This window comes from Pseudomonas sp. OV226 (assembly GCF_003148705.1).
Classification (GTDB): domain Bacteria; phylum Pseudomonadota; class Gammaproteobacteria; order Pseudomonadales; family Pseudomonadaceae; genus Aquipseudomonas.
Window position 1 is genome coordinate 357498 of the sequence record NZ_QGGS01000001.1, and the last position, 19931, is coordinate 377428.

General features: G+C 57.2%; 16 protein-coding genes. 10 read left to right on the forward strand and 6 right to left on the reverse strand.

The annotated features are described in order from the left end of the window. The first annotated feature begins 28 nt into the window (after nucleotides 1–28). Nucleotides 29–553, forward strand: coding sequence for a DUF4946 domain-containing protein (locus C7534_RS01865; protein ID WP_109784762.1), 525 nt, complete (start codon nucleotides 29–31; stop codon nucleotides 551–553). 176 nt (nucleotides 554–729) lie between these two features. Here C7534_RS01865 and C7534_RS01870 read toward each other — a convergent pair whose 3' ends face one another. From C7534_RS01870 to C7534_RS01880, 3 genes are all read right to left on the reverse strand, one after another. Next, the gene (locus tag C7534_RS01870) at nucleotides 730–1095 is read right to left on the reverse strand and encodes a histone-like nucleoid-structuring protein, MvaT/MvaU family (protein WP_046027370.1); all 366 of its coding nucleotides are present in this window, start codon (nucleotides 1093–1095) and stop codon (nucleotides 730–732) included. 234 nt (nucleotides 1096–1329) lie between these two features. Next, complete coding sequence (locus C7534_RS01875) at nucleotides 1330–2865, reverse strand: EAL domain-containing protein (protein WP_109784763.1); 1536 nt, start codon at nucleotides 2863–2865, stop codon at nucleotides 1330–1332. Nucleotides 2866–2980: 115 nt separating this feature from the next. Beyond that, entirely contained in the window at nucleotides 2981–3853 is an 873-nt protein-coding gene (locus C7534_RS01880; protein WP_109784764.1) for a LysR family transcriptional regulator, read from the reverse strand. Between the two features lie 77 nt (nucleotides 3854–3930). On the opposite strand from C7534_RS01880, the gene C7534_RS01885 reads away from it, so the two are divergent. Continuing rightward, nucleotides 3931–4869: a DMT family transporter gene (locus tag C7534_RS01885; protein WP_109784765.1), complete on the forward strand. Its 939-nt coding sequence runs from the start codon at nucleotides 3931–3933 to the stop codon at nucleotides 4867–4869. Between the two features lie 249 nt (nucleotides 4870–5118). Further along, nucleotides 5119–6195 (forward strand): 4-hydroxyphenylpyruvate dioxygenase, encoded by a 1077-nt coding sequence (hppD, locus tag C7534_RS01890; protein WP_046027366.1) that lies wholly within the window; start codon nucleotides 5119–5121, stop codon nucleotides 6193–6195. 53 nt (nucleotides 6196–6248) lie between these two features. Here the strand turns inward: hppD and rarD are convergent, their stop codons facing one another. Next, nucleotides 6249–7136, reverse strand: a complete 888-nt coding sequence (gene rarD, locus C7534_RS01895; RefSeq protein WP_109784766.1) for an EamA family transporter RarD — start codon at nucleotides 7134–7136, stop codon at nucleotides 6249–6251. Between the two features lie 194 nt (nucleotides 7137–7330). Continuing rightward, on the reverse strand, nucleotides 7331–8344 hold the full coding sequence (locus tag C7534_RS01900; RefSeq protein WP_109784767.1) for an aldo/keto reductase: 1014 nt from the start codon (nucleotides 8342–8344) through the stop codon (nucleotides 7331–7333). A 457-nt stretch (nucleotides 8345–8801) separates the two neighbouring features. Here C7534_RS01900 and C7534_RS01905 point away from each other — a divergent pair, with 457 nt between their 5' ends. Further along, nucleotides 8802–9167 carry a DUF6124 family protein gene (locus C7534_RS01905; protein ID WP_109784768.1) on the forward strand — a complete coding sequence of 122 codons (366 nt, stop codon included), beginning with the start codon at nucleotides 8802–8804 and terminating at the stop codon, nucleotides 9165–9167. 227 nt (nucleotides 9168–9394) lie between these two features. Here C7534_RS01905 and C7534_RS01910 read toward each other — a convergent pair whose 3' ends face one another. After that, entirely contained in the window at nucleotides 9395–10705 is a 1311-nt protein-coding gene (locus C7534_RS01910) for an MFS transporter (protein ID WP_109784769.1), read from the reverse strand. Nucleotides 10706–10873: 168 nt separating this feature from the next. On the opposite strand from C7534_RS01910, the gene C7534_RS01915 reads away from it, so the two are divergent. The 6 genes from C7534_RS01915 (at nucleotide 10874) to C7534_RS01945 (ending at nucleotide 19916) form a co-directional block, all read left to right on the forward strand. Continuing rightward, nucleotides 10874–11986: a sugar diacid recognition domain-containing protein gene (locus tag C7534_RS01915; protein ID WP_109784770.1), complete on the forward strand. Its 1113-nt coding sequence runs from the start codon at nucleotides 10874–10876 to the stop codon at nucleotides 11984–11986. A 279-nt stretch (nucleotides 11987–12265) separates the two neighbouring features. Then, nucleotides 12266–13402, forward strand: coding sequence for a glycerate kinase (locus tag C7534_RS01925; RefSeq protein WP_109784772.1), 1137 nt, complete (start codon nucleotides 12266–12268; stop codon nucleotides 13400–13402). Nucleotides 13403–13714: 312 nt separating this feature from the next. Further along, nucleotides 13715–15340 (forward strand): methyl-accepting chemotaxis protein, encoded by a 1626-nt coding sequence (locus C7534_RS01930; RefSeq protein ID WP_109784773.1) that lies wholly within the window; start codon nucleotides 13715–13717, stop codon nucleotides 15338–15340. Between the two features lie 43 nt (nucleotides 15341–15383). Then, complete coding sequence (locus tag C7534_RS01935; protein ID WP_109784774.1) at nucleotides 15384–16571, forward strand: pyridoxal phosphate-dependent aminotransferase; 1188 nt, start codon at nucleotides 15384–15386, stop codon at nucleotides 16569–16571. A 444-nt stretch (nucleotides 16572–17015) separates the two neighbouring features. Further along, entirely contained in the window at nucleotides 17016–17822 is an 807-nt protein-coding gene (locus tag C7534_RS01940; protein ID WP_109784775.1) for a hypothetical protein, read from the forward strand. Nucleotides 17823–17924: 102 nt separating this feature from the next. Next, nucleotides 17925–19916, forward strand: coding sequence for a hypothetical protein (locus C7534_RS01945; protein ID WP_109784776.1), 1992 nt, complete (start codon nucleotides 17925–17927; stop codon nucleotides 19914–19916). The last annotated feature ends 15 nt before the right edge of the window (nucleotides 19917–19931 follow it).

Sequence of the window (19931 nt, forward strand, 5' to 3'; positions counted from 1 at the left end):
GCGGTTCAATCCGTGAGTGTTTATTGCAATGGTTCGATTCTATAAGCCGATGTTTGTCCTGTTGGGCATCTTGTCTGCGGTTGCCAGCGCACAGGCAGAGGCGCCCCAAGTGACGTGGCCAAGTGGCTGGGTGGTCGAGCCCCTTGCGCAAGAGGGTGCCAGCGCTGCTGTTTCCCGTCAGCGTGCGGTCAAAAACGATGAAGGCGGCACGCCAGTGATGGTCATGGAGTTGACCATGACTCAGGTTGAAAGCGGTCATCAGGTGAATGTGCAAGGCGTGCTGCTGGAGATGCGCAAGGCGGTGCAGAAGGACTTCTTTCAAAGCGGCTATCAAAGTGTCTGCAACAAAATTCATCCCGCGACATTGAGCCGTCTGTCGGCGCTGGAAACTACATGCACCATCACCCAAAACGGGCGACATGTGCTGTCGCAAACATTGGTGGGTGCGGTGGACGACGATAAAGCCTATGTACTTTCGTTCGCGGGGCAGGCCGAGGCTTATAAGGCAAGTCGGGAAGAAATTGAGGGGGTACGAAACAGCTTGAAACTTTAGTGCCGGGATTTTACGTGGAAGCGGATTTTGGCTTGAACCGAAATTTTTAGATACCCAAAGGCATTAAGCGCAAAGTTAATCGGCAAGTTGCGAGTTGAGCCCTACTAATCGTTGCATTTAGAGGGTATTCATGAAAAAGCCCTGCATTGGCAGGGCTTTTTTATAACCGCTAGCTGTTAGCCGCGCAGCCAGGAATCAACGGTGGCGGCACCGTATTGTTCCTTCCAGGCCTTCAGGCCTCGGTGGTTGCCACCCTTGGTTTCAATCAGTTCGCCGGTGTGCGGGTTCTGATAGACCTTGACCACGCGAGCGCGGCGGGTTTTAGGTGTTTTTGCTTGTTGCAGACCGGATTTTGCCGGGTTCGGATCGAGAATGGCGATGATGTCACGCAGGCCTTTGCCGTAGGTTTTCATCAGCCCCTGGAGCTTTTCTTCGAATTCGATTTCTTTCTTGAGCCCGGCATCATTCTTCAGCGATTCCAGCTGCTTGAGCTGTTCCTGAAGGGCCTTTTCAGCTGCACGAAATTCAGCGAGTCTGGACAATATCTTTACTCCAATAGTGTGTTTGGCTGATACCAACCGCAAACAAAGCTATAAGCCAAGAGCCTTGAAGCGACTCGGTGATAGTGGCTCACCTGCCAATCTTGCACAGGCATGAAAAATTGTAGTAGTTAATTGCTCAAGAGTAAATCCTGACTTTTTCTTCATGTAACAACAGTAGTCTTTTGATTCAAATTGGTGCGCGGTGTCGATGTCTCGTCGCTTTAGAGGCGTTAGTTAATGGTGGGTTAATGCGTTAATGAACTCGGCACCGGGCATCGGTTGGCCGAACAGATAACCTTGCAGGAAGTTCACACCGTGAGCGGTCAGATAGTCACTTTGTTCTTCGGTTTCCACACCTTCGGCAACAATTCCCAGGTCGAGCTTGACCGAGAGTTCGATGATGGTGTCCAGAATGTGTCGCGAGAGGGCGTCGATGCCGATCATCGCGACAAAACTCTGGTCGATTTTCAGGAAGTCCACATTGAACTGGCGCAGATAAACCAGGCTCGAGTGACCGGTACCGAAGTCGTCAATGGCGATCATCACACCCAGTGCATGAAGCTGTTCGAACAGCTCAAGCGTAATCTCACTCGGCTTGATCAGTTCGCGCTCAGTCAGTTCCAGTACCAGGTGAATGGAGCCGGGTGCGAAGGCGCTTAGAAACGCACGGCAGTCCTTGACCAGTTCCAGGTCGTTGCAGTGGCTGGCGGTGATATTGATACCGATGTGAAAGGGGCTATCGAACGATTGTGAAACAGGCCCCAGGCATTGGGCCGTCTGTTGCATCAACGAACGGGTCATGGGCACGATCAACCCGGAATGTTCGGCAAACGGGATGAACAGATCAGGGCGCACCATGCCTTCCTTCGGGTGTTTCCAGCGCATCAACACTTCAGTGCCGGACCATTTCTTCGTATCGCCGTGCACCACCGGCTGAAAATACGGGACAAACTCTTGCGCCTTTAGCGCGCGCTGCATTTCGTGTGTCGGCGACCATGTACGTTTTTGCAAGACATGTCCGATGGCGCCCGATACCACACCAAAAAAAATCAACAGGCTGAACAGTGGCGGGTATTCACTGGCCATGTACCGCCAGTTTTCCCCCTCGGGGAAACCGGCTGCGACGGTAAAGGCATAGTGCGAGGACGTGAGTTTGCTTTCGGCCACAGGCAAAACGGGCAGGGCGCCTACGTGGACCTTGCCGTCGGTGGACAGCCAGTTCGGGCCGACTTGCAGTAACAGCAACGTCTTGCGGCCAATCAGGCGCAGCACGTTACTTAAGTGGTAGCCGTCCAGGGTCGTCAGTGCGCCCTGTTTTCCCTTGCTCAGGCGATACACCAACAACGCGGTATCGGGCGTGACCGGGTTGCCATTCATCAGCCACAGTGAGCCTTGCGTGTAGTCGCCGGCATTGACCTTCTCTTGGGCGTCGCCGAACAACGAGCTGCAATAGAGGTTGTCGTCCAACACCAGGCTTGCGGAACGCACAAACGGGCGACGGGTGACTTGTTCGCGCAGGGCCAACTTGACGTCATTACAGGCCTGGCCAGCCAGCGGCAGCAACTCGCGTGCGGATTGGGCAGTATTGTCGAGCATCAGTTCGAACTGGCGCAGCGCTTCGTCTGCGGTCGATTGGGTACTTTGCCGGAGCACCCGTTCAGCCTGCATATACAGAATGGCAAAACCCAATATCACCGGGAGCAATCCGCAGAGCAGTGTCACAAAAGTGTGGCTGCCGAACGGGCGACGACTTTTGGCGCTCAATGGCATTCGCGAAACCTCTCACGAAGAATCAGGGCTCTCAAATGCTGGCAGGACGACAACACGCCTCCCAAAAAGAGTGCAGGTAGAGGCCATGATAGTTGGCCCTTGACGCTTGTGCTGCTCAACGGGCGTTCAGGCGCGTGGCCAGTTTGATAAACGCCAGCGTGGCGGGTGAAGACTGGCGCTGATCAAGCACCGCCAGCCCGACATGGCGCATGACGGGGGGCGACAGCGGTTTCTTCACATAGCGACAGTAGTTGTCTTCAGGTAGCGAGCCTTCAGCGACGACGGTCAGTGCATCGCCGCGACTGACCGTGTCCAGCGTACTGATCAATTGTGAGCAGCGGTAACGGATGTTCGGTGTCAGCCGGGCGGCGTTGAACATCCGTGACACCAGTTCCGACGACCCGGCTTCCGTCAGTACGAACGGGTCGTGGCACAAGTCGCTCAGGCTTAAAGCGTCATGACTTGCCAGCGCATGATTGGCTGGAAGCAGAGCAACCATCTGGTCCTCAATCAGTGCAAAGGTGTCAAAACGCTCCTGCGGCAACACCACAAAACCGATATCGACGCGTCGCTCCTCAAGCCATTGCAACACTTGGCGGTCTGGGCCTTCGTCTATATGGACTTCGATGCCCGGGTGAGCCGCGCGGTAATGCTGCAGGATCAACGGCAGCAGCTTGATCGACGAGGTCGGGCCAAACGAGCCGATGCGCAACGTGCCGCGTTTCATCCCGCGCGCATCCGCGGCTTCCTGGCGCAAGGTATTGGCCAAGCCGAGCATTGCCCTGGCGCGCAGCAAAAGCTGTTGGCCGATGTCGCTCAACTCCACCTGGGACTGATGACGCCGCATCAGTTCGACGCCCAACTCTTGTTCCAGCGACTTCAGTGCATGAGAAACCGCCGATTGGGAGATACCCAGGCGATTGGCGGCCGCCGTAAAGCCGCGCAGTTCAGCAACCAGCGAAAAGATTTCAAGTTGACTGAGTGTCATGAGTGTTTACTCATTTTACGATGATCGATCATTAGTCTGATGATACGCCATCTACTTCAGTCCGGTTTTGTTCTCTCATGACGACCTTTATGCAAACAGCGCCATCCCAAAGCGCGGTTTATTGGAAACTTGCTGCCGTCACCATGATCTGGGGTGGGACATTCGTTGCGGGGCGTTTCCTGGCCGACAGCCTCAACCCGTTGTTCGCCGCCAGCCTTCGGTTCTTGCTGGCCAGCGCAGCATTGTTGCTGTTTCTGCTGCTGGCCCGAATTCCTTTATCCCGGCCGAGCCCACGGCAATGGCTGCAACTGGCGCTACTGGGGTTCTTCGGGATCTTCTTCTACAACCTGTGCTTCTTTTACGGGTTGCATTACATCAATGCCTCGCGCGCCTCATTAATCGTCGCGCTGAACCCGGCTGTGATCGGCCTGGCTTCGTGGTTGCTGTTCAAGGAGCGATTGAGTCGGGCGAAAGTCGCCGGCATCGCCATCTGTATTGGCGGCGCCAGTGTGGTGATTGTCAGCCGCAATCCGCAGTGGCTGGCCGGTCATGCCGATGCCTGGATCGGTGACCTGTTGATTTTCGGCTGTGTGCTCGGCTGGGGCATTTACTCGTTGTTTTCCAAAGGCCTGAATCAGTCCTTGGGGCCGGTGCAGACCGTGACCTATTCGATCTTGCTGGGGACGGTGATGCTGTGGGTGACGAGTGCTGCAAGTGGCCAATTGAGCCTCGGCGCGCTCCAGAGCCTCGGCCCGCAACAATGGCTGAGCCTGATGTACCTCGGCGTATTGGGCTCGGCGCTGGCCTACATCGGGTATTACGACGGCATCCGCCAGATTGGCGCGACGCGCGCTGGCGTGTTCATTGCCTTGAACCCGCTGACCGCTGTCATCTTTGGAGCGTTGCTGCTGGGCGAGCCGTTGACGTGGGCGATGTGCCTGGGAGGAGGGCTGATCCTGCTGGGGATTTTCCTCTGCAACAAACCCCTTGCACGAGTAGGGAAAAAGGGGATTTGATACAGAAGGCGGACAAACCGATTTACGCTGTGTAGAATCGGTTTACGCATACAATAATAAACGTCTTCTGGCAGCAGAAGCCTTGCCCGCCAGAGCCTTGGGTCGACAATGAAGAGTTTCGGGTTTCAATTGATCTACGGTGACTTCCTCGCCCGCAGCGTGCGGGGCATCTCCTGTGCGCCACCCGCCGGTCTCAGCATTGCTAGCAACTAACATTTGTTAATTCTAAAAGCATGATGAGGCGCCAAAATGGCAGATTTATACGAAAACCCAATGGGCCTGATGGGCTTTGAGTTCATCGAATTCGCATCGCCGACCCCAAACACCCTGGAGCCGATCTTCCAGATCATGGGCTTCACCAAGGTTGCGACCCACCGCTCCAAAGACGTGCACCTGTATCGTCAGGGCGCAATCAACCTGATCCTCAACAACGAACCCAACAGCGTCGCTTCGTACTTCGCGGCCGAACACGGCCCGTCGGTGTGCGGCATGGCGTTCCGCGTCAAGGATTCGCAAAAGGCCTACAAGCGTGCGCTGGAACTCGGCGCCCAGCCGATCCACATCGAAACCGGCCCGATGGAACTGCACCTGCCGGCGATCAAAGGTATTGGCGGTGCGCCGCTGTACCTGATCGACCGTTTTGGTGAAGGCAGCTCGATCTATGACATCGACTTTGTGTTCATCGAAGGCGTGGACCGTAACCCGGTCGGCGCTGGCCTGAAAATCATCGACCACCTGACTCACAACGTGTATCGCGGGCGCATGGCGTACTGGGCGAACTTCTACGAGAAGCTGTTCAACTTCCGTGAAATTCGCTACTTCGACATCAAGGGCGAATACACCGGTCTGACTTCCAAGGCCATGACCGCGCCGGACGGCATGATCCGCATCCCGCTGAACGAAGAATCGTCCAAGGGCGCCGGGCAGATCGAAGAGTTCCTGATGCAGTTCAACGGCGAAGGCATCCAGCACGTGGCCTTCCTCAGCGAGGACCTGATCAAGACGTGGGACCACCTGAAAAGCATCGGCATGCGCTTCATGACCGCGCCGCCGGAAACCTACTACGAAATGCTCGAAGGCCGTTTGCCGAACCACGGCGAGCCCGTCAACGAACTGCAAGCGCGGGGTATTTTGCTGGACGGTTCGTCGGAGTCGGGCGACAAGCGACTGCTGCTGCAGATCTTCTCGGAAACCCTGATGGGCCCGGTGTTCTTCGAATTCATCCAGCGTAAAGGCGACGATGGTTTCGGCGAAGGCAACTTCAAGGCACTGTTTGAATCGATCGAGCGTGACCAGGTTCGTCGTGGCGTGCTGTCCACCGACTAAACCGCAGTAGATGTAAAAAAGCCCGATCAATTGATCGGGCTTTTTCATTTCAGTTACATTGGTTTGCGGCTCTGTCGCATCAGATGCTTGAACCCTTCAAACACCAGCACCACGACTGCCATCCAGATCGGAATGTACGTCAGCCATTCTCCAGGCTTGATGCTTTCCCCGAGCAACAGCGCCACGCCCAGCAACAGCACCGGCTCGACATAACTCAACAGCCCGAAAAGACTGAACGGCAACAAGCGGCTGGCGATGATGTAAACCACCAATGCTGAAGCGCTGATCACCCCGAGAATCGGGATCAACAGTGACAGCCACGGATGTTGATCGAACACACCAAAGCCCTGTTCACCACTCTGCACGAACCAGAAAGCCACCGGCAGCGTCAGCGCCATGTCCAGCCATAACCCGCCCAGGTTGTCCGTTGCCAGGCGTTTACGCACGACAAAATAGGTCGGATAGCCGATACACACCAGCAACGTCGCCCAGGAAAAGCCACCGACTTGATACACCTCGTTCGCCACCCCGAGGCAGGCAAAAAACACGGCGATTTTTTGTAGGTAGGAGAGGCGTTCACCGTAGGCGATCCGCCCAGTGAGCACCATGGTCAGCGGCAGCAGGAAATAACCCAGCGATACGTCAAGGCTGTAGCCGTTGAGCGGCGCCCACATAAACAGCCAGAGTTGCACCGCGAGCAGGGTCGAGGAGGCGATCAGGCCGGCAGCCAGTTTCGGATTCGCTTTGACGCGCCGAGCAATCCCGACCACATGCTTCCATTCACCGGACACCACCATGAATACGGTCATGCACGGCACGGTCAGCAGCATCCGCCAGCCGAAAATTTCCACGCCACTCAGGGGCGTGAGCAACGAGGTGTAGTAATACATGACGGCAAACAGCACCGAGGCTGTGACCGATAAAGCGATACCTTTAGACAAACTGCCCTCGCGAGGTTGAACGTGAAACGGGGCGCAGAGGATACGTGGTTTTCAATCTAAACACTGATCTACCGATCAACACCTATCAACCGTAGGAGCATGGCTTGCCCGCGATGCAGGCAACGCGGTGCGTCAGTTAGACCGCGTCGATACCATCGCGGGCAAGCCATGCTCCTACAGTGGATTGTGTTTCTTCAGGTATTGCGCGGTTTACGGCCCGACACAAAGTGGCTCACATCATTGAACCCCGGTGTCGACGAGTGCCCAGGCACCACCAGCGAATCAATAAACGCCTCATCCTCAGCCGTAATCTTCACCGCTTGCGCTTTGGTGTAGGCGTCCCATTGTTCTTCAGTACGGGGCCCAACGATGGCCGACGTCACCGCACTGTTGTTCAACACCCAGGCGATCGCAAACTCGACAATCCCCACGCCACGTTCCTGGGTGTACTGCTGAATCTGCTGGGCAATGCGCAACGACTCAACCCGCCATTCGGTTTCCAGAATGCGTTTGTCGGCGCGCCCGGCACGGCTGTTGGCGTCCGGCTTCACGTCCGGCGCGTATTTGCCGCTGAGCACACCCCGCGCCAACGGGCTGTAAGGCACCACCCCCAGGCCGTAGTTTTGCGCGGCAGTCATCTGCTCGGTTTCCACCTGGCGGTTGACGATGTTGTACAGCGGTTGACTGATCACTGGCCGGTCGACGCCCAGTTGATCGGCCACGCGAATCACCTCGGCGATACGCCAGCCACGGTAGTTCGACAAACCCCAGTAACGGACCTTGCCCTGGCGAATCAGATCGCCCATCGCTGACACGGTCACTTCCAACGGCGTGTTGTGGTCTTCGCGGTGCAGGTAATAGATGTCGAGATAGTCGGTGCCCAAACGCGTCAGGCTGGCGTCGATGCCGTTGAACAGGTGTTTGCGGCTCAAGCCGCTGCGGTTCGGCACACCGTCCACCGGGCCGAAGCCGACCTTGGTCGCCAGCACCCATTCATGCCGATTGCCGGCAATCGCTTCGCCGACGATTTCTTCCGAACGTCCGCCCGTGTAAACGTCCGCAGTGTCGATGAAATTGATGCCCTGGTCCCAGGCCTTGTCGATGATCCGCAGGGAATCTTCGGTGCTGGTCTGTTCGCCGAACATCATCGTGCCCAGGGTCAGGGTAGAGACCTGCAAACCCGAATGACCCAGCGTGCGATAGCTCATGAGGAAATCCTTTTACCGGTGGGAGAAAGGCCTCAATCAAATACCAGAACCGTCGTCGGGAGCAATCGGAATATCCGCTCAATTAATCGGTGGGCGCATTGGCAATAAACAGCAATGTTTAAACGGTCGGAATGGATGGGGCTGGAGGCTACATAACCTTGCGCCGTTACCTACGACTGCGCCAGAATCCGCCGGCTTGTGCGCCTTGGGCCTGGGTTCTATCGTTTGCTCGTCGCTGAAAAACAGCGATCGGGTTTGGTAGCCCGGGATTTACGTAAGGTTCGCAGCATCACTATTTCGTGGCGTTTTTCGTCTCGACTTTATGGTGGTCATGCACAGGGCGTCTTCGGGCGCGCCGGTCTCCTTGCGTCCCGGTCTACCAACCTGCGTATGGCCACCACCTCTTCGTTTGGTAGCGAAAGTGATGGCTCCTTATTCGACGCAAGGAGTTTCATCTATGTTCAAGATCACACCCAACCCACCAGAAACCGACACCGACGACGTTTCCCCCTACGATTCCACCGACTCCAAAAAGCTCAACACCGCCGCCGACCGAGCCCTCGATTACTACCTCAAACCGGTCATCCCCAAAGACACCCCACGCAAACCCAGCACGATCTACTTCGTAGGCTCCAACACCGATCACGAAACCCTGCTGGTCAATGCCTGCGAGACGTTGGCGTCAGCGAGTGTCATGTTGAGTGATTTCGTCGGGCAATTGAACGGAACACAGCGCCACACCCTGCTGGGCATTCAAAACTCGGTCATGCTGGGCGAACTGGCGGTGAACCAGATGCTCGACAACGTCGACCCCCATGTCTAACACCGATTAGTTAAGCCACTACGCGATCTGTAGCAGCTGGCGCAGCCTGCGTTCGGCTGCGCAGCAGTCGTGAAACCGGAACATGTGGTCTTCCTGAAACACCGCATCGTCTGATTTCACGACTGCTGCGCAGCCGAACGCAGGCTGCGCCAGCTGCTACAAATTGCGTTACTGCAAATTCATCGGCATTAGCCGAAAGGGCCGTTTTTTTTCGATGTAGAACAGGCTTACACCCGCAACGTGCGCGTCATGCGCAGCGCCAGCAAGCTGCCGCACACGATCACGCCTGCCAGCAGGTACAACGCCGCATCGGTCGAACCGGTGCTGTCCTTGACCCAACCCACGAGGTACGGGCTGAGGAAACCCGCCATCTGCCCCATCGAGTTGATCAACGCCAAGCCACCCGCCGCCGCGCCCGCGCTCAGCAGCGCCGTTGGCACCGGCCAGAACATCGGCAGGCCGGTGAGGGCGCCCATGGTGGCGATGGTCAGGCCGAGAATCGCAATGGCCGGCGTCGTCGCAAAGTTCACCGCGATCAGCAGGCCGACCGCACCCATCAGCATCGGCACCACCAAGTGCCAGCGGCGTTCTTTGCGCAAATCCGCCGAGCGACCGACCATCAGCATGAAAACGGCGGCCAACAGGTACGGAATCGCGCTCAGCCAGCCAATCACCATGTTGTCGCTGAAGCCCAGGTTCTTGATGATCGACGGCAGCCAGAAGTTGATCGCGTAGACACCGCTCTGAATGCAGAAGTAAATCAAGCCGAACGCCCAGATCGCCGGGTTCTTGAACACCGCCGACAACGAATCGGTGGTGGTTTTCGGTTTGTTGGCCAGGTCTTCAGCGTGATCCGCTTCCAGCACCGAGCGCTCAAACGGGGTCAGCCATTTGGCGTTGGCGTAGCTGTCGCTCAACAGGAAATAGGCGAGGGCGCCGAGGATCACGGTCGGAATGCCTTGCAGCAGGAACATCCACTGCCAGCCGGCCAAGCCGCCCTGGCCTGCACCAAAGTGATTGAGGATCCAGCCGGAGAACGGGCTGCCCAGCAGGCCGGACACCGGGATCGCCGACATGAACAGCGCCATGATGCGGCCACGGCGGAAAGTCGGGAACCACTGCGAGAGGTACAGCACCACGCCCGGGAAGAACCCGGCTTCGGCCGCGCCGGTGAACAGGCGCAAGGTGTAGAACTCGGTCGGGGTGGTGACGAACAGCAGGCAGGTCGACAACGTGCCCCAGACGATCATCATCAACGCGATCCAGCGCCGTGGGCCAAACCTGGTCAGGGCCAGGTTGCTTGGCACGCCACACAGCACGTAGCCGATAAAGAAAATACCGGCACCGAGGCCGTACACGGTTTCGCTGAATTTCAGCGCGTCGAGCATCTGCAGTTTGGCAAATCCAACGTTCACCCGGTCGAGGTAGTTGAACAGGTAGCAGATGAAAATGAAGGGGATCAAACGCAGGGTAATGCGTTTGTAGACGGCGTTTTTTTCGTCAACGATGGCCTGGGTAGCGGCGGCGCTCTGTGACATGGCGGCTCTCTCTTTATTATGATTTTTTGCGATGCAAGGGTAACGTTGATCGCCCAGTGAGTCTCGGTCACGCCCCGGGTTGTTGTCTTTGTGCCTGAGCACAGGGTTTGCGACCAAGGCCTGTGCGGGTGAACAACCCGTCCCACCCCGTTTTCAAGGATCCCCGTTATGTTCGAACTCGATCACGACCTGGCCCAGGACATCGTCGACCGGGCAATGGCCATCCTGCCGTACAACGTCAACGTCATGGACAGCCAGGGATTGATTCTTGGCAGCGGCGAACCCGAACGCATCAACACCCGCCACGAAGGCGCGCAACTGGTCCTGGCCAATGGTCGAGTGGTGGAAATCGACGCGCAGACCGCGATTCATCTCAAGGGCGTGCAGCCGGGCATCAACCTGCCGCTGTTGCTCGATGGGCGCTTGATTGGTGTGCTCGGCATTACCGGCGAACCCGAGGCGCTGCGCACCTATGCCGAACTGGTGCGAATGACCGCGGAAATGCTCGTGGGCCAGCGCAATCAGCAGGCCGAGCAGCAATGGCGGCGTCAGCGTTGCGATGATCTGCTGGCATTGTTGCTGAGCGAGGCGGGGGACTCACCTCGGTTGCTGGATGAAGCACAGCAATTGGGGCTCAAACCGCAAATGACCCGGGTGCCTTACCTGTTTGAGTTGGGTATGGAGCACGGCCCGACGCAAACCGTTGAAGCGCTGAGTGCCTGGCTGAGCACGCGTTACCCGGACAGTTGGTGCGTCAGTTCAGCCAAGTCGTCGTTGCTGTGGTGCCGACCGGCCGCGCAAACCATTGAGAATGATCGGTTGCTGGAAAAGCTCGATGGCCTGGGCTGGAACATTCTGCGCATCGCCGTGGGCGGTCAGGCCGATGGCTTGTCGGGGTTGCGGCGCTGCTACCGGCGGGTCGGCGACTTGCTGGCGTATGGGCGAGATGTATTGCCGCGATCACGTTTGCTGACGCTGACCCGTTATCGATTGCCGGTGATGCTCTGGCGCCATCGTAACGACGACGCACTGGATGAGTTGCTCAAGCCGTTGCGCAAAGTCATCGCCAAGGACAGCAACGGCCAGTTGCTCGCGACGTTGCGCAGTTGGTGTGATCACGATGGCCAAAGCCAGGCCTGTGCCGATGCGCTGGGCATTCATCGCAACAGCTTGCGCTATCGAATGGAGCGAATCGCCGAGTTGAGCGGCGTTGATCCGCTCAAGCTGGACGGCATGCTTGCGCTCTATCTCGGCGTGCAGCTCCTGCCCCAAACCGACTGACCTAACACAAACCCTGTAGCAGCTGCCGAGCCTGCGAGGCTGCGTTCGGCTGCGCAGCAGTCGTAAAACCGGTAAGCATGATTTACCTGACACACCGCAGCGCATGATTTCACGACGGCTTCGCCGCCGAACGCAGCCTCGCAGGCTCGGCAGCTGCTACGGTGACTGTGTGGGTTTTGTGGAAATGAACAATAAACGCCATGGCCACTTGTGCAACGGACTGGCGTTATTGTTTCTGCCGACTGGCAGCATGGAGCGCATTGGAACTGGAGAACTCGCATGAAAATCGTCATCGCCCCCGATTCGTTCAAGGACAGCCTCAGTGCCCAAGGTGTGGCCGACGCCATTGCGCTGGGGCTGGCAGAGGTCTGGCCAGACGCGCAATTGATCAAGTGCCCGATGGCTGACGGCGGGGAGGGGACGGTCGAGTCGATTCTGGCCGCGTGCGAAGGCGAATTGCGCCGCACGAATGTACGGGGGCCGCTCGGGGCGATGGTCGACGCCGCATGGGGTTGGCTGCCGAAGAACCACACCGCAATCATCGAAATGGCTGAAGCCAGCGGCCTGCAACTGGTCCCGCCAGGCCAGCGTGACGCGTGCACCAGCAGCACGTTCGGCACCGGTGAATTGATTCGCGCGGCGCTCGATGCCGGGGCGCAACGGGTGATTCTGGCGATTGGCGGCAGTGCCACCAACGACGGCGGCGCCGGGGCGATGCAGGCGCTGGGTGTGAAGTTGCTGGATGCGCAGGGGCAGCCCCTGGCGCCGGGCGGCTTGGCGTTGACGCAACTGGATCGCATTGATCTGAGCGACATGGATTCGCGTCTGAGCGGGGTGCGCTTCGACATTGCCGCTGACGTCAACAACCCCTTGTGTGGCCCTCACGGCGCATCAGCGATTTTCGGCCCGCAAAAAGGTGCATCGCCCGAGCAGGTGCAGCAACTGGACAGCGCGCTCGGGCACTTCGCCGATCTGTGCGCCGATGCGCTGGGTCATGATGTCAAGGATGAACCCGGCAGTGGCGCGGCAGGTGGCTTGGGGTTTGCTGCCAAGGCCTTCCTCGGTGCGCAATTTAAAGCCGGGGTGGAAGTGGTCGCCGAGTTGGTCGGGTTGGCCGAGGCCGTTAAAGGTGCCGATCTGGTGATTACCGGCGAAGGACGCTTCGATGCCCAGACCTTGCGTGGCAAGACGCCGTTTGGCGTGGCGCGCGTTGCCCGGGAGCAGGGCGTGCCGGTGATCGTGATCGCAGGCACCTTGGGTGAGGGGTATCAGGCGTTGTACGAACATGGCATCGATGCCGCGTTTGCCTTGGCGAGCGGGCCGATGACGCTGGAACAAGCGTGCGCCGAGGCACCTCGGTTGTTGCAGGATCGAGCCAGTGACATCGCCCGGGTCTGGCGGATCGCCAAAGCCTGACGCAAAGCTCGTAGCGAGGCTGCGTCCGACTGCGCAGCAGTCGCAGGATTTGAACAGCGCGACCGCTTCGCAATCGAACGCAGCCTTCGGCAGCTGCTACAGGTGATTGTGTTTCACGGTTGAAGCACTCGCCCCCCCCGAAATATATTTCTCCAATCCCCGCAAAAATCCTCATCTTCAGCCGATACCCACAATAGACGCTTAAACACCCGATTCGACAGTGGCGCCAAGCTGACAAGGTGCGCGCCAACGCCCGCCAGTCAGCGATCACAGCATGGACGCTCGTAGCCTCAATCTTCCGAGAATCATCCTATGTCACTGCGTAATCTGAACATCGCGCCTCGAGCTTTCCTGGGTTTCTCCTTTATTGCCTTGCTCGTCATCGCGCTGGGCGTGTTTGCCATCAACCGCATGTCGATCATCCGCCAGGCTTCCATTGATATGGAAAGCACGCAGCTGCCCAGCGTCAGTTTCCTGGGCAACATGACCGAGAACGTCCTGCGACTGCGCATCCTTTCTTTCCGTGTGCTGACCAACCGCGAACCGGCCGCGTTGCAGGAAGCGCAAACACGCATCGGTGTGCTCATCGACAAATTGCACAGTGCCCAAGCCAGTTACGCAGCGTTGCCTGCCCAGCCGGAAGAAGCGGCGTTGTACAAGACATTCATGGCAACACTGGACGGCTACCTGCAAGCGCAAAACCAGATGATGGAGCTGTCGCGCCAGAACCAGCTCGACGAGATGCGTACCCTGATCAATACGCGGATCAAGGACGGAACCGACCAGATGGGCGAGCAGTTGAACAAACTGGTGGCCCTCAACAACGGCTACGCCAAGGCGGCGGGTGTCGAGGCGGGCGAACATTACAGCAGCGCCATTACGGGTATCGTCGCCGTCTCGATCATGGCAGCAGTATTGACGGTGTTGCTGGCCTGGTTGCTGACCCGCAGCATCGTTACCCCGCTGAACCGCGCCGTGCAGGCGGCCGAAACCATCGCCGGTGGCAACCTGACCAAAGTTATCGACATTGACGGCAACGACGAACCGGCGCGGTTGCTCGGTGCCTTGGCCACGATGCAGGCCAACCTGCGCAAAACCATCGAACAGATTGCCGGTTCGGCCACGCAATTGGGTGCCGCTGCCGAAGAACTGAGCACCGTGACGCAAGAAGCCTCGCGCGGACTGCAACAGCAAAACAACGAAATCGAACAAGCCGCCACGGCCGTCAACGAAATGACCGCCGCTGTGGATGAAGTGGCGCGCAACGCCGTGTCCACGTCCGAAGCGTCAAGCCAGTCGACTCAAGCCGCCCGCGAAGGGCGCGACCGGGTGGTGGAAACCGTCGACGCGATCCAGACCATGACCCATGACGTGCAAAACACTTCGCTGATGATTGAAGGCCTGGCCGCGCAGGGTCGTGACATCGGCAAAGTGCTGGACGTGATCCGCGCCATCGCCGAACAAACCAATCTGCTGGCGCTCAACGCCGCCATCGAAGCTGCCCGTGCCGGTGAAGCCGGACGGGGTTTTGCCGTGGTCGCGGACGAAGTGCGGGCGCTGGCTCATCGCACCGCGCAGTCGACTCAGGAGATCGAAAAAATGGTCGCCGGCATTCAGAACGGCACCGGCGAAGCGGTTTCGTCGATGCAGCAAAGCAATCAGCGCACCCAAAGCACTCTGGAAATGGCCCGCGCCGCCGGCATCGCACTGGAGCAGATCACTCAGTCGATTCATTTGATCAACGAACGCAACCTGGTGATCGCCAGCGCTTCGGAAGAGCAGGCGCAAGTGTCCCGTGAAGTCGACCGCAACCTGGTGAACATCCGTGACCTGGCCACTCAGTCTGCCGCCGGAGCCAACCAGACCAGCGCCGCTACTCATGAGCTGTCGCGCCTGGCGGTGGACTTGAATGCCATGGTGGCGCGTTTCGTGATTTGAGATAGGGTGAGGGCTGGAAGTTCGCGCGCGACAGGAGAACCACATGCGCTATTCAGCCTTGACCCAACGAATCGCCGGCGACGGAGCCGCCGCCTGGCAGATTCATGACCGAGCGCTGGAAATGCGCGAGCAGGGCGTCGATGTCCTGCTGTTGTCGATTGGCGATCCAGACTTTGACACGCCACAACCCATTGTCCAGGCCGCCATCGACAGCTTGCAGGCCGGCGACACCCATTACCCGGAGGTGCGCGGCAGTCGAGGGCTGCGTAACAGCATCGCGCGCCGCCATTGCCAGCGCAGCGGCCAAGCGGTGGATGGCGACCATGTGATCGTGTTCCCGGGGGCGCAATGCGCGGTGTATTCGGTCGCGCAATGCCTGCTCGATCCGGGTGATGAAGTGATCGTCGCCGAACCGATGTACGTGACCTACGAAGGCGTGTTCGGCGCCTGCGCCGCGACAGTCGTGCCGGTGCCGGTTCGACCGGAAAACGGCTTTCGCGTCGACCCGGCGGATGTCGCGGCACGGATCAGCCCGAAGACCCGAGCCATCCTGCTCAACAGTCCCAACAATCCGTCCGGCGCGAGTTTGCCGTTGCCCACCTGGCAAGCGCTCGCGGCGTTATGCGTGCGCCATGACCTGTGGCTGATCAGCGATGAGGTCTACAGTGATCTGTTGTTCGAGGGCGAACACACCAGCCCGGCGAGTTTGCCGGGCATGGCCGAACGCACCGCGACCATCAACAGCCTGTCCAAATCCCACGCCATGAGCGGCTGGCGGGTCGGCTGGGCGATTGGCCCCAAACCCATGGCCGAGCACCTTGTGAACCTGTCGTTGAGCATGCTGTTCGGGATTCCGGACTTCATCCAGAACGCGGCGCAAGTGGCGCTTGATGAAGACCTGCCGGAAGTGGCGCTGATGCGCGAAGAATATCGCCAGCGCCGCGATCTGGTGTGCGCGGCATTGAGCGATTGCCCGGGGCTGCGCCCGATCCGCCCGGATGGCGGCATGTTTGTGATGGTGGACGTGCGCCAGACCGGGCTCGGCGCCCAGGGCTTTGCCGAGCGGTTGCTGGAAGGCTATGGCGTTTCGGTGCTGGCCGGGGAGGCGTTCGGGCCGAGTGCGGCGGGGCATATCCGGATCGGCTTGGTGGTCGATCAGGTGAAACTGGCTCAGGCGTGTCGGCGCATTGCGCTGTGTGCGGTGGACCTGCTGGGGGCGCGGCGAGCCTGAAAGGTTTTTGCCGGGTTTGATGGCCTCATCGCTAGCGAGGGTGTGCGGCATTCCGCTGTGGGGGCGGGCTTGCCCGCGAAGACGCCATAACATTCACCGCCCCCCCTAGGACCGCCCTACGAACATCCAACTGCTCCGAAAAACCCAGGTTACGCACCGGTCCCTTATTCCCCCACCCCGCTAGAACAAACACTCACACGCACTTTGCCACACTCTCGATGGTCGCCGTCTATTGGAAGGCTTCACGGGAGGCGTGAGCTCGCTGAAACCCTTTTCGGAAAACACCAATCCTCAACGACGGTTGAAGTTCTGTGACATTAAAAGTGAGTGGTAACCGACGAACGGTATTGGAACCTGTCAAATATGACAGTAGGCAAGTGTATTAACTTGGCGCCTAATTTATCCAGACATGAATTCACAGTTCGAAGTTAGCCGGAGGTAAAAATGCCAGCCGCCACGCCACTGATCTTCGACACACCCAAAGTCATCGGCGTCTATGACGCCGATGTGGATCCGGAGGGCAATATCCCTTCGGAGTTGTTGCAAACGGGCATTGATGTCGTGATTCCATTGTGGCCTGAGCCTTCAACCGAGCCCGGTGAACGCGATATTTTAACGGTGTATTTTGAGCGTGCAGGTCAGGTATTGGCTCCGATTGTAAATACCTACTACCCGCAGGATCTGCAGCCAGAGTTTATTGTTCATTTGGGGCCGGAGTATTTACGTTGGGATGGCGTCGCTGAGTTGTGGTATGAACTTCTTAATTCGGCTGATAATCACTCTTATTCCTTTCGTCGTAACCTGACTATCGATCATGCACCTATTAAAAACGACCTTGTAGAAGCGCACTTTCCCCATGCTACGATAAACGGATATTTGAATTGCTCAACGGTTCCACCCTTATGGAGTGGTGTGACGGTTGAAATTGCACCTCTTGGTAGTGAATACGCGATCGGTGATCGAATTGAAGTGGAGTGGGAAGGGTTCGATAGTTTGAACGGCAGCGGTGCTCCTATTGCCAATACTTATAAAAAAATCACAAAAACAATTCAGACGGACACTGAACTTCGAGAGAGTTTCGCGGTGGTGGTGTTGCCCTATGAAGTTCATATAAAGCCGATGATGATTAAATCGTCGGCCATAGTGAAATACAGTGTTTATCGGGGGGGGAGATTAAAGGGAAGAGCTCCAGCGGGGTTAGTGAGAATAGACAGAATCATACCCGGAACTGATCTTCCCTGTGGACCTTGATGAAAGGGCGAAGTGTATAAAGCAGTAAAAAACAGGTGCGCACTGAACGCATTGTATGGTGTGAGCGTTGCGCTATCGATTGTTGGTCTATGGAGACGGTAAATGAACGCTAAAGTCGAACGCGGCACACTTTCAAGAGCCCTGGTGCTTCAAAACAATCATCAGCGCATCGGCGGCATTCTTGCAGATCCACCTGCTGTTACAATTACTGCGCAAACGCTATTGCCCGACCTGCGCATACCGGTGGCTGACGCACGGTCACCTCTTGAATATTCCATTCCCCAGCCCTCAGAGCCTGAAGATCCGGATGACTTGATCGAATTCAGGATTCGTCGTAAAGACGAGCCCTCTTGGGAAGATATTGAACCCTTCCTTGATCTGGGACCGGTGGCGAATCGAGTATGGCCGCTGATACGAACAATCCCTGTGAGTTTCCTGGTAGAAACAGCCACTCCTGAAGATCCTACAGAATACGAAGTGCAATATGTTTATTGGTACGGTGCCACGAATGAAGGGACTTCCGAGCTGACAACGTTTGCCATCGATTTTACACCTCCTTATAAAGTGAAAACCCCGGCAGCGGACCGTTCTCCCGGGGCACCGTCGTTTCCTGCTGACATCGGGCCAGGGGTGCCTATCGATGAAACGGTTATCGACAGGCACCCGGCCGGGATACTCATTCGGGCCGCGTCTTACAGCGCTTGGTTAGACACCGATTACATCAGGGTTTACTGGGGGCTGGCTCCAGATATCGATCGAGACCTGCCTGCATTCGAAGGTCCATTGCCTTCGAATTTTTCGGTCACTATTCCGATCGATAAATTTTCAGGCTCCGAAGAGGGCGTAAATACGATGGTTTATACCGTGACCGATTTGGCGACGAATCGGAGCAAACGATCAAACCCGGCGAGACGGACAGTAAAATTCCTTGGTGATCCAACCACGATATTGCCGCCATTGGTGCCGCTGGCAAGTGGTGTTGGTGGAGATGACCGGATCGATCTCGCCGATTGCCGGGTGGGTGTACAAATTGAGATTACAGTACCGACATCCAACGCGCCGGGGGACACGATTATCGCCTTTTGGGGCACGGAGGAACTTAGCGAGGAAAGAGTAGGGATCAATACTGCGTTAGTATGGGACGTTGAGTTCGATGTCATTAAAAAAGTGTATGGCGTCACTGATGGAGATGTGGTGACGAACATCAGCTATAAAATGTTTAGAGGGGCTCGTAAAATTGCAGAGAGTGATATAAATATCAATGTCGATATTTCTTATCCAGGTCCGATCAATCCCGGTGAACCGGATCCTGTCAATATTTTACTTGATGCTCCGAGGCTGGAGTCGGCAAACGGAAACGTCGATCAAATTCTTGATGAAGATTATGGTGAAGATGCCACCATTTTCATTGATCTTTATGACGCGCCCGCCACGGAAGAAGGAATTTTAATTGATGTCTATTATGACAATGAACGAATAGACACCCTTGAGTTAACAAATGGGCAGGAAGGCACAACCCTTCAAACAACGTTGCCATGGGCAACAATACTCGGCCACTCAAACGGAACAAAAATTCTACATTGGGTGCTGTATACGCTAACGGGACCCAACTCGATGGGGTCTCCTCCCAAGGATATCGATGTTCAGGCCAATTTGATTGAAACACCGATGCCTTTGGTTTTGGGCCTTGCAGGTCCGCTGCGACGGATTGGCTGCCCGACATTGAACTTTGGCGGTGACGGAACGCTCCGGCGAAACCTGATGGTGAATGTACCGAAAAGTGCCTATACGGTTGACGGTGAAACTATTACGTTGAAGTGGGCGGCCTATACTGCTGACTCACCACCAGTTCTGATCCCAGGGACTGAAGTCACCGTCGATCATGTTATTTCGGGTGTATATCCTGATGACGGTGTTGACATAGAAATCGGTGATTATAATACCCACTTCAGACCGGCGAATCGCGCCGATGGCAAGTTGACTTACACTATTACACTTTCTGGTGGTGGTGTGACGCCTGATTCTTTGCCGGCCGTTCACCGCGTACTGTTGACTAATAGTGAAGGGCAATACTGCGAAGAAGCGAATCCATAAACCTGGGTAACAAAG

Bases quoted from the DNA above. Each gene is read 5' to 3' on its own strand.
- C7534_RS01865 (WP_109784762.1), top strand. From the start codon at position 29: ATGGTTCGATTCTATAAGCCGATGTTTGTCCTGTTGGGCATCTTGTCT.
- C7534_RS01875 (WP_109784763.1), bottom strand. From the start codon at position 2,865: ATGCCATTGAGCGCCAAAAGTCGTCGCCCGTTCGGCAGCCACACTTTT.
- C7534_RS01880 (WP_109784764.1), bottom strand. From the start codon at position 3,853: ATGACACTCAGTCAACTTGAAATCTTTTCGCTGGTTGCTGAACTGCGC.
- C7534_RS01885 (WP_109784765.1), top strand. From the start codon at position 3,931: ATGACGACCTTTATGCAAACAGCGCCATCCCAAAGCGCGGTTTATTGG.
- hppD (WP_046027366.1), top strand. From the start codon at position 5,119: ATGGCAGATTTATACGAAAACCCAATGGGCCTGATGGGCTTTGAGTTC.
- C7534_RS01900 (WP_109784767.1), bottom strand. From the start codon at position 8,344: ATGAGCTATCGCACGCTGGGTCATTCGGGTTTGCAGGTCTCTACCCTG.
- C7534_RS01905 (WP_109784768.1), top strand. From the start codon at position 8,802: ATGTTCAAGATCACACCCAACCCACCAGAAACCGACACCGACGACGTT.
- C7534_RS01910 (WP_109784769.1), bottom strand. From the start codon at position 10,705: ATGTCACAGAGCGCCGCCGCTACCCAGGCCATCGTTGACGAAAAAAAC.
- C7534_RS01915 (WP_109784770.1), top strand. From the start codon at position 10,874: ATGTTCGAACTCGATCACGACCTGGCCCAGGACATCGTCGACCGGGCA.
- C7534_RS01925 (WP_109784772.1), top strand. From the start codon at position 12,266: ATGAAAATCGTCATCGCCCCCGATTCGTTCAAGGACAGCCTCAGTGCC.
- C7534_RS01930 (WP_109784773.1), top strand. From the start codon at position 13,715: ATGTCACTGCGTAATCTGAACATCGCGCCTCGAGCTTTCCTGGGTTTC.
- C7534_RS01935 (WP_109784774.1), top strand. From the start codon at position 15,384: ATGCGCTATTCAGCCTTGACCCAACGAATCGCCGGCGACGGAGCCGCC.
- C7534_RS01940 (WP_109784775.1), top strand. From the start codon at position 17,016: ATGCCAGCCGCCACGCCACTGATCTTCGACACACCCAAAGTCATCGGC.
- C7534_RS01945 (WP_109784776.1), top strand. From the start codon at position 17,925: ATGAACGCTAAAGTCGAACGCGGCACACTTTCAAGAGCCCTGGTGCTT.